Raw genomic sequence first — 8,902 nt, forward strand, 5'->3', positions numbered from 1 at the left:
GTTTAACAATATCTCGCCAGCCCTTGCATTAAGCAAAGGCTAGTTCTCTCTTCTTCTAAGCTTTTTTCTGTATATCCTGATGAAATACCAGAAGCGTGCAATTTTAATCTCTTGTTGATTTCTTTTTTGACATCGGATATGTCTTCCTTGATAAGCTGGATTATTTCTGCTTTCGGTGAATATCCATATTCAGGAAGATATTCAAGGTTGCTAGATTCCACCTTTTTTAACTCGGATTCTAATTGCTGTAATTCATCATTCATGGAATTCTGATTTGAAAGTTTCATACGTGATACCGATAGCGTCAAGTATTTCTCTTAATCTTCTGTTTTCTTTTTCCTTGTTTTCAAGAAGACATTGTTCATACATAATTTTATATGTAAGTGAAGCTAAGTCTTCATGACTCATTGCTAGTAATTCTTCTTTTGTTTTCATTGCTCTTATGTACGCTTTATATGTACTTTACTTTTAGTTTTACATCTATCGGTTTGTCTTTCATAGAAGAGAAAGCATTGAGTATTTTGTCTTTCGTTAATCTGATCGGAGTGTCTATAATTCTCTTATCTATAATTGTAAGAGGAAGTTTTCTTCCACTATATGTTATCAGGATAATTTCTTGAATTATATACGGAGATTTACTCATCTTCATGCTCGAATCTTTTATTGTGTTTTTCAATATACACCGAGAGATACCCGAAAATCCCAAATGAAATCCAAAACGAAATCTTATATGGATTTTCCACCAGTATTACCATCGCTATAAATGATAGAACCCAAAGTGTTAAAATTACATCTTTTTTCATAACTGATTGATTATCTTTTAATTACGATGTAAAACTACTTTATTTTTTACTTTAAAGCAAATATTTGACTTGTAAAATATTTGTCTTTAACTTGATATAACTGTTTGATTATCAGCTATTTTAATGTTGCATTTTTTATTACATCATAGGCATTGCAATACCACCTACCATTTTGTCGGTTAGGAGGTATTTTTTCAGCACGAATATCGCCAGAGCCTACCAGTCGGAATAACCTACCTCTTCCACCGACTATATCGGCTGCTTCCCGTTGCCCGAAGGTTTTGTCATTTAGTACAATTTTCAAAACTTCCTCGTTAATCATATTGTCTAATCTTTAAAAAGGTTGTTCTTGTGCGCATATTGAATAAATTCTGATTTCTCATGAATACCAAGTTTAATATATACAGATTTGATATGATTCTTTACTGTATGAGGAGAGAGGTAAAGTTTATCTGCTATCTCTTCGTTATTAGCTCCTTGGTATACCATTTGCATTACTCTCATTTCTGCATCTGATATACGGCTGTAAAATTGGGGGCAACAGATAATACCTTCATACTTGCATTCTCCGCGCATAGGACATTTTACACGTTCAAAGTTGAATCCTCCCTTTTTATCAATATCTCGACTGGTATTATCTAATTCTCCAAAATTGCATTTACAAAAACGCCTTACCATGAGATATTGAAAATATGGAATATTCTGTGCGCTTTTTTGGTAACATTCCATCAGCGCCTTATATGCATCTGGGTAACATTCGCGTATACGATCCAATATACTTTTTATTAGTCCTATGTCTTTATCGGTCACAGGTTGGTTGCTTCCATCAGGGAATAGACACCAAAGTTCATCTTCAAATATGTAGAACTCTAAATCTTTCATTGCTCAATAGTTTTTTATTCAGACCATAAATTGTTACGTGGAATTCCTGTTATTTCAGATAGTATCGAGATATGTTCTGGATTATTAGGTTTCATGCCATATATAACCCAATTTCTTGCAGCAGTAAATGATACTCCTGTTCTTTTAGTGATCTCATTGATGAACTCTGTTTTGGGGTGAGTTGAGTCTGGTAAGCTCTTATAATAGTCTTTTAGGGTCATTCTTTGACCTTCATTTGGCAAAATGCTTGTTTTTAATTCATCTTTCATTATCTTTGCAGTGTTATATATTAATGTTGTTGCAAATATAATCATTTAATGATATAAACTACTATTAAATAGTTTATATTAACATTTATTACATCCATGAATCGTATAAAGGAGCTTAGAACGAAGTTGAGCTATACTCAACTTCAGATGGCGGAAATACTGGGAATAAAGCAAAATGCTTATTCTAGTATAGAAACGGGTAAAGTATCATTAACTGATAGAAATCGGGCTGTTTTAGAATCTAAATTTCACTTGACTCCAGGGTGGTTGCAGGGGGATGATGTATCTATGTTTATAAAAGGGGATACTGTTGCCGGAATAATAGGTGGGGGAATGTCGAGGAGTAACAGGGAGAGATTGAAAGAACAGATTTTAGAAGAGCTTGTGGATCAAAGGATAGAATCGCAAAATGATTCGGTTTCTATGAGTCGCGAGGTATTTGAGCAAATTTCGAGGTTGACAGAAACTGTTTTGTCACAACAAAGGACGATTGAATCCATGCAGGAGCAAAATAGAAAATTTCTTGCCCTGCAGGGGATGGATGTAAGATGTGCTCATGCAAGTGGGTCGGATATTTCAACAAACGACATAAAGAACCAAAATATAAATAAGGAATGAAAATATCGGAAGAAGGGGTGGCCATAAGCAAACGTTTTTTTGCAGCACTGGCAATGCTAAAGGAGCAAAAAAAAATTAGAGGATTGCAAACTTTTACGAGAAATCATGATATAAATCGTTGGAATATAAATCAGGTTAAATTTTATCCAGATAGAAGTGTCTTAAAGCCAGAATGGATTGCTTATATACATGATGATTACGGTATTTCTGTTACTTGGATAGTGTTGGGAAAGGAACCTGTATTTGATCCGAAATGGAAAGGGGGAGGCAAATAAAAAGTGCAAAAACTTATCTCCGATGATAAATAGACGCTTAGTAATCAAATAATAATCAGTGTTTTAACCTATATTTTGGAGAAACATTCGTAACGCGTAGGTCGCCAGTTCAAGTCTGGCTAGCGGCTCTCAAATTAGAACGCTGATTATTAAATAATAATCAGCGTTCTAATTTTTACAGGATTTCCTGTTCTTAAAAAGGAAAATCCTGTGTATGTAATAGATGTGAAATATAAAAATGTAATCTATGTTGAGTCGTATTATTGTTTTAGTTGTCGCCGGAGTAGCTGTAGTCTATATCGTTCGCTTTATAGATAACTTTTTCTCCCAGCGTAGAAGATAAAACTAGCTTTCAAACATTCTACTGCGTGCCAACATGCACGCGCCGACGATTCCTGCTTTATCTTTCAACTTAGAGGTGATAATGGCTGAATCTTTATTAACCAGATTTAGAGAGTACTTGCGTACAGCTGTTTTTATAGGTTGTGTGATATAATCACCGGTTAAAGATAAAGTTCCACCTATAATTACTAGTTCCGGATTGAAGATATTGATTAACCCGGCAATCTGTTTGCCTAGTTTCTGCCCGATTTCTTCTACGATTTCAATGCAAAGCAGGTCTTCTTTATTCACGGCAGCAATTATCTCATCAAGAGTGATCGGGTTTTCCTCGGTTGTGATTCGCGTAGATAGTATGGAACTTTCCCCACTTTGAATACGCTCCAATAAAATACGATGAAGTGCTGAACCGGAAGCTTCCGTCTCCAGACAGCCTTTTTTGCCGCAATGGCAGATTATTTCATTATCATAAGCACTCATGTGTCCAAATTCACCGGAGAATCCGGATTTTCCAGTATAAATCTTACCATCAATAATGATTCCGATACCTACTCCCCAACTTACATTCACAAAAATGATATCTTTTTCTCCTTTCACGCAGCCTTGCATATATTCGCCATAAGTCATTGCACGGGTGTCATTATCAACAGTTACTTTATATCCCAATTTTTCGGATAATACATCTGCTAACGGCCTTTCCTCGAAATTGAACTGGCTGAAGCTATACCCTGATTCAGGATTTACACGTCCCGACACATTGACATTAATATTTAAGATCTTCTCTTTATTAATAGTGAGCTTCTTTATAAAATTAAGAATATGTTTGCATAACTCATTCATCCCTTCGATTGAGTTCTCAAACTTATAAGGTATATTCATTTTCAATTCTACCATATCGCCTTTGAAATTTATTAGTCCGATATTGACGGCGAATCTTTTGATGTCTACCCCCAAAAAGTAACCGGATTCCGGATTGAGCCCATAGAGATTGGGATGGCGTCCACCACTTGTTTCTAATTTGCCATAATCATTAATATATCCGTCATCACACATTTCACCAATAAATTTGGTGACGGTCGGTACACTTAAATCCAGCTCTTTTGAAAGATCGGGAATTGTAGAACTGCCATTATATATATAATGTGTAATAATCCTCTTTTTGACGAGAGCGCTTTTAGAGCCCTTTTCTATTTCTTTCAAGAATTGTTGGTTCATAACTATGCATATTTGGTAATTTACACAAAGATAATTAATTTTTTTATTAATATGTGGCTTTGGAGCCTTGAAAATTAGAATATCTTGTATGTTATATTCCCTATATATTGTGTAATGGACTTATATATAGGATAATATAGTTATGGTTGAATGCGGATATAATAAATAAAATATGATGATTTATAAGGTAATTACCCCATCTATTAATTAATAATGTAGGTAATAGTGATTTTATTAATAAAATATTTTATTATCTATTGTTTATTTAATAAATATAGCTATATTTGTGCCGTGATATTATTAATAAAAGTCTATATCCTTAAATGAATTAAGTATGAGAAACTATTTTTTAGGTCTGTGTTTATTATTTGCTTTGTGTTTCACGGCATGCTCTCATTCAGATGATTCTGTTGATGTGCTAATTATTGGTGGTGGTGCCAGTGGGGTAACTGCTGGTATTCAGTCTGCTCGAATGGGGGCTGTGACATTGATAGTGGAAGAAACAGAATGGCTGGGTGGAATGCTCACTTCTGCAGGTGTAAGTGCTGTTGACGGAAACTATGATTTACCGGCAGGCCTATTTGGAGAGTTTCGTGGACATTTGGCAGATTATTATGGTGGACTTGATTCTCTAAAAACCGGTTGGGTGAGTTCAGCGTTATTTGAACCTTCAGTTGGAAATAAAATTTTCCATGAAATGGTTAATGCAGAGAAAAATCTAAAAGTATGGCATAATGCTACTTTGGTCAAATTGGAGAGAGAAAATGATTCTTGGATTGCTCAAATTCAGATGCAAGATCATACGATTAAAAAAGTAAGTGCTAAAATATTGATTGATGGTACCGAGTTAGGGGATATAGCAAAAATGTGCGGTGTGAAGTATGATATCGGTATGGAAAGCCGTCATGATACAAAGGAAGATATTGCTCCGGAAGAGAAAAATAATATAGTTCAGGATATTACATATGTAGCAATTTTAAAAGATTATGGCAAAGATGTGACTATTCCTTGTCCTGAAGGATATAATAAGGATGAATTTGCTTGTGCTTGTGCCAGTCCTGTTTGTATCACGCCTAAAGAACCGGATCGTGTATGGTCTAAGGAAATGATGATAACTTATGGAAAACTTCCTAATAATAAATACATGATTAATTGGCCGATAGAAGGCAATGATTATTATGTAAACTTGGTCGAAATGACCCGTGAGGAACGTGAAGAAGCTCTGAAATATGCAAAACATTATACGATGTGTTTCGTCTATTTTCTTCAACATGAATTAGGTTTTAATACATTGGGCTTAGCTGACGATGAATATCCTACTGCTGACAAATTACCCTTTATTCCTTATCATAGAGAGTCTAGGAGAATCCATGGATTAGTGCGCTTTAATCTAAATCATGTTTGTGAACCGTTCAAACAGTCCCAACCTCTTTATCGTACTTGTATTGCTGTAGGAAATTATCCTGTGGATCATCATCATACCCGTTATCATGGATATGAAGAATTGCCTAATCTTTATTTTCATCCGGTACCTTCATACGGTTTGCCTTTAGGAACTTTGATTCCAAAAGATGTTGAAGGATTGATCGTTGCTGAAAAATCAATATCTGTTTCTAATATAATTAATGGTACCACTCGTTTGCAACCGATGGTTATGCAGATCGGACAAGCAGCGGGAGCATTGGCAGCCCTTGCAGTGAAAGAAAATAAGAGTATTAGCGAGGTGTCTGTTCGTGAAGTGCAAAATGCAATATTGGACGCGAAAGGATATTTATTGCCTTATTTAGATGTTGCAATAGATCATCCGATGTTTAAATCGTTGCAACGTGTAGGCTCTACAGGAATTTTGAAGGGTATAGGTAAAAGTGTCGACTGGGCAAATCAAACGTGGTTTAGAGCAGATACTTTGTTGTTGGCGAATGAACTGGAAGGATTAGGTGATGTCTATCCCTTTGTCAATAAGCAAGTTATTGAAGGTAATAACACCATATCAATTCAGAAAGCTACAGAGATGATAGGAGAGATTGCCGAAAAAGAAGGTATCGAAATAAAGGAGGGTAGAGTAGAAGAGATATGGAATGAATTTGATTTGAAGAATTTTGATATGGATCGAGATATTCTACGAAGTGAAATGGCAATTTTGATTGATCAGATATTAGATCCTTTCAATAATAAAAAAGTAGATATTACAGGACAGTATATTCAATAGGTAATGATAATATAAGTGTTAACTGCTGTTTTAATTAAACTAATATGAAAACATTAGATCGAAGAGATTTTCTAAAAAAAGCGACATTAGCTGGTGCATCAGCTTTGGCTGTACCAACTTTGTTTGAATCTTGTACTTCAAAGGCTAGTGCCAGTACAGTAGTGGTAGCTGATGGTTTGGAAAGTAAACTCATTGTTCCTAAAAACAATGGATTAAAAATCACCGGAACTTTTTTGGATGAGATTTCACATGATATTCCACATCAAAACTGGGGTGAGAAAGAATGGGACATGGATTTTCAGCATATGAAAAATATAGGAATTGATACGGTAATAATGATCCGTTCGGGTTATCGTAAATTTGTAACTTTTCCTTCTCCTTATCTGCTGAAGAAGGGGTGTTATATGCCTTCTGTTGATTTGGTAGATATGTTTTTGCGTTTGGCTGAAAAGTACGGAATGAAATTCTATTTTGGACTATACGATTCGGGCAAATACTGGGACACAGGAGATATGACTTGGGAGGTGGAAGATAACAAATATGTGATTGATGAGGTCTGGGAAAATTATGGTTCCAAGTATAAAAGTTTTGGAGGATGGTATATCAGTGGTGAAATAAGTCGGGCAACGAAAGGTGCGATTGGTGCTTTCCATACATTAGGAAAACAATGTAAGGATATATCTAATGGATTGCCGACTTTTATATCGCCTTGGATTGATGGAAAGAAAGCAATAATGGGAACGACGAAAATGACTAAAGAAGATGCCGTTTCTGTACAACAACACGAAAAAGAATGGGATGAAATTTTTGATGGAATTCATGATGTGGTAGATGCATGTGCATTTCAAGATGGTCATATTGATTATGATGAATTGGATGCATTCTTTTCTGTCAATAAAAAATTAGCAGATAAGTATGGTATGCAATGTTGGACAAATGCCGAATCTTTTGACCGTGATATGCCTATTCGTTTTCTACCCATTAAGTTTGATAAACTTCGGCTGAAACTGGAAGCTGCCAAACGTGCCGGATATGATAAGGCTATTACTTTTGAATTTTCTCATTTTATGAGTCCACAGTCAGCCTATTTGCAAGCTGGTCATTTATATGACAGATATAAAGAATATTTTGAAATAAAATAAATGTTATGAAGTCTACAATCAATTTTGGTTATCTTATATTCCTTTCTGTTGTGGCAGCATTGGGAGGCTTTTTGTTCGGATATGATACCGCGGTTATATCGGGAACAATTGCCCAGGTGACTCAACTATTTCAGTTAGATACGTTGCAACAGGGATGGTATGTAGGATGTGCTTTAGTAGGCTCTATTGTAGGTGTTCTTTTTGCAGGAATCTTAAGTGATAAGTTAGGAAGAAAACTTACGATGGTTATTTCAGCCGTATTGTTCTCTACATCAGCTTTGGGGTGTGCACTATCTGCCGATTTTACTCAATTGGTGATCTATCGGATAATAGGTGGAGTAGGGATAGGGGTTGTTTCCATTGTTTCTCCTCTTTATATATCTGAAGTAGCCGTGGCACAGTATAGAGGACGCCTAGTGTCATTGTATCAGTTGGCTGTAACAGTCGGTTTCTTAGGAGCTTATTTAGTTAACTATCAATTATTGGCATGGGCGGAGAGTGGTACGCAATTGAGTGTGGATTGGTTGAATAAAGTATTTATAACTGAAGTATGGAGAGGTATGTTGGGTATGGAAACATTGCCAGCAATCTTATTCTTCATAATCATATTCTTTATTCCGGAAAGTCCTCGCTGGTTAATCGTACGTGGAAAGGAATTGAAGGCTGTAAATATATTAGAAAAAATATATAATTCAATTACAGAAGCGAAAAGTCAATTAAGAGAAACGAAATCTGTACTGACCTCTGAAATGAGATCGGAATGGTCGTTATTAATAAAGCCTGGAATCTTCAAAGCTGTTATTATCGGTGTTTGTATTGCCATTTTAGGGCAATTTATGGGAGTGAATGCAGTGCTTTATTACGGCCCTTCTATTTTTGAAAATGCAGGACTTTCAGGTGGCGATTCTCTTTTTTACCAAGTTCTGGTAGGACTAGTCAATACTTTGACCACGGTTCTGGCTCTTGTCATTATCGATAAGGTGGGCCGCAAGAAGCTGGTTTATTACGGAGTTTCGGGAATGGTTGTTTCTCTGATTCTTATCGGCCTTTACTTCCTCTTCGGAGATTCCCTGGGAGTGTCCTGCCTCTTCCTGCTCATTTTCTTCCTGTTCTATGTATTCTGCTGTGCCGTATCCATCTGTGCCGTGGT

Annotated in this window: 11 protein-coding genes; 5 read left to right on the plus strand and 6 right to left on the minus strand. The window is 35.8% G+C overall.

What is annotated here, in order from left to right; translation table 11 throughout:
* Positions 1-2: 2 nt before the first annotated feature.
* The 5 genes from DWZ47_RS19225 to DWZ47_RS19250 form a co-directional block, all read right to left on the minus strand.
* Positions 3-263, minus strand: a complete 261-nt coding sequence (locus DWZ47_RS19225) for a hypothetical protein (RefSeq protein WP_117514284.1) — start codon at positions 261-263, stop codon at positions 3-5.
* On the minus strand, positions 256-435 hold the full coding sequence (locus DWZ47_RS19230; RefSeq protein ID WP_117514287.1) for a hypothetical protein: 180 nt from the start codon (positions 433-435) through the stop codon (positions 256-258). The genes DWZ47_RS19225 and DWZ47_RS19230 overlap by 8 nt, the downstream gene beginning before the upstream one ends.
* A gap of 483 nt (positions 436-918) precedes the next feature.
* Positions 919-1,125, minus strand: coding sequence for a hypothetical protein (locus DWZ47_RS19240; protein ID WP_117514290.1), 207 nt, complete (start codon positions 1,123-1,125; stop codon positions 919-921).
* A 5-nt stretch (positions 1,126-1,130) separates the two neighbouring features.
* On the minus strand, positions 1,131-1,685 hold the full coding sequence (locus tag DWZ47_RS19245; RefSeq protein WP_117514291.1) for a response regulator transcription factor: 555 nt from the start codon (positions 1,683-1,685) through the stop codon (positions 1,131-1,133).
* A 14-nt stretch (positions 1,686-1,699) separates the two neighbouring features.
* A complete protein-coding gene (locus tag DWZ47_RS19250) occupies positions 1,700-1,954 on the minus strand; it encodes a DUF692 domain-containing protein (RefSeq protein WP_147330792.1) in 255 nt (84 codons plus the stop codon).
* A gap of 96 nt (positions 1,955-2,050) precedes the next feature.
* Between DWZ47_RS19250 and DWZ47_RS19255 the strand changes: the two genes are divergently transcribed.
* Entirely contained in the window at positions 2,051-2,572 is a 522-nt protein-coding gene (locus DWZ47_RS19255; RefSeq protein ID WP_117514295.1) for a helix-turn-helix domain-containing protein, read from the plus strand.
* Positions 2,569-2,847, plus strand: a complete 279-nt coding sequence (locus DWZ47_RS19260) for a hypothetical protein (RefSeq protein WP_117514296.1) — start codon at positions 2,569-2,571, stop codon at positions 2,845-2,847. Before DWZ47_RS19255 ends, DWZ47_RS19260 begins: the two co-directional genes overlap by 4 nt.
* Before the next feature lie 345 nt (positions 2,848-3,192).
* On the opposite strand, the gene DWZ47_RS19265 is transcribed toward DWZ47_RS19260, so the two are convergent.
* Positions 3,193-4,401, minus strand: a complete 1,209-nt coding sequence (locus tag DWZ47_RS19265; RefSeq protein WP_032854678.1) for an ROK family transcriptional regulator — start codon at positions 4,399-4,401, stop codon at positions 3,193-3,195.
* A gap of 334 nt (positions 4,402-4,735) precedes the next feature.
* Here DWZ47_RS19265 and DWZ47_RS19270 point away from each other — a divergent pair, with 334 nt between their 5' ends.
* From DWZ47_RS19270 to DWZ47_RS19280, 3 genes are all read left to right on the plus strand, one after another.
* Positions 4,736-6,610 carry an FAD-dependent oxidoreductase gene (locus DWZ47_RS19270; protein WP_117514297.1) on the plus strand — a complete coding sequence of 625 codons (1,875 nt, stop codon included), beginning with the start codon at positions 4,736-4,738 and terminating at the stop codon, positions 6,608-6,610.
* Between the two features lie 44 nt (positions 6,611-6,654).
* Positions 6,655-7,752 carry a DUF4434 domain-containing protein gene (locus DWZ47_RS19275; protein ID WP_004297556.1) on the plus strand — a complete coding sequence of 366 codons (1,098 nt, stop codon included), beginning with the start codon at positions 6,655-6,657 and terminating at the stop codon, positions 7,750-7,752.
* A gap of 5 nt (positions 7,753-7,757) precedes the next feature.
* A partial coding sequence (locus DWZ47_RS19280; protein ID WP_117514298.1) for a sugar porter family MFS transporter occupies positions 7,758-8,902 on the plus strand: 1,145 nt, incomplete at its 3' end.

The organism is Bacteroides sp. AF32-8BH (genome assembly GCF_003435205.1).
GTDB lineage: Bacteria > Bacteroidota > Bacteroidia > Bacteroidales > Bacteroidaceae > Bacteroides > Bacteroides ovatus.

Excerpts from the sequence above, each read along its gene's own strand:
- DWZ47_RS19230 (WP_117514287.1), bottom strand. The coding sequence starts at position 435 with ATGAAAACAAAAGAAGAATTACTAGCAATGAGTCATGAAGACTTAGCT.
- DWZ47_RS19250 (WP_147330792.1), bottom strand. The coding sequence starts at position 1,954 with ATGAAAGATGAATTAAAAACAAGCATTTTGCCAAATGAAGGTCAAAGA.
- DWZ47_RS19225 (WP_117514284.1), bottom strand. The coding sequence starts at position 263 with ATGAATGATGAATTACAGCAATTAGAATCCGAGTTAAAAAAGGTGGAA.
- DWZ47_RS19240 (WP_117514290.1), bottom strand. The coding sequence starts at position 1,125 with ATGATTAACGAGGAAGTTTTGAAAATTGTACTAAATGACAAAACCTTC.
- DWZ47_RS19275 (WP_004297556.1), top strand. The coding sequence starts at position 6,655 with ATGAAAACATTAGATCGAAGAGATTTTCTAAAAAAAGCGACATTAGCT.
- DWZ47_RS19265 (WP_032854678.1), bottom strand. The coding sequence starts at position 4,401 with ATGAACCAACAATTCTTGAAAGAAATAGAAAAGGGCTCTAAAAGCGCT.
- DWZ47_RS19245 (WP_117514291.1), bottom strand. The coding sequence starts at position 1,685 with ATGAAAGATTTAGAGTTCTACATATTTGAAGATGAACTTTGGTGTCTA.
- DWZ47_RS19260 (WP_117514296.1), top strand. The coding sequence starts at position 2,569 with ATGAAAATATCGGAAGAAGGGGTGGCCATAAGCAAACGTTTTTTTGCA.
- DWZ47_RS19270 (WP_117514297.1), top strand. The coding sequence starts at position 4,736 with ATGAGAAACTATTTTTTAGGTCTGTGTTTATTATTTGCTTTGTGTTTC.
- DWZ47_RS19255 (WP_117514295.1), top strand. The coding sequence starts at position 2,051 with ATGAATCGTATAAAGGAGCTTAGAACGAAGTTGAGCTATACTCAACTT.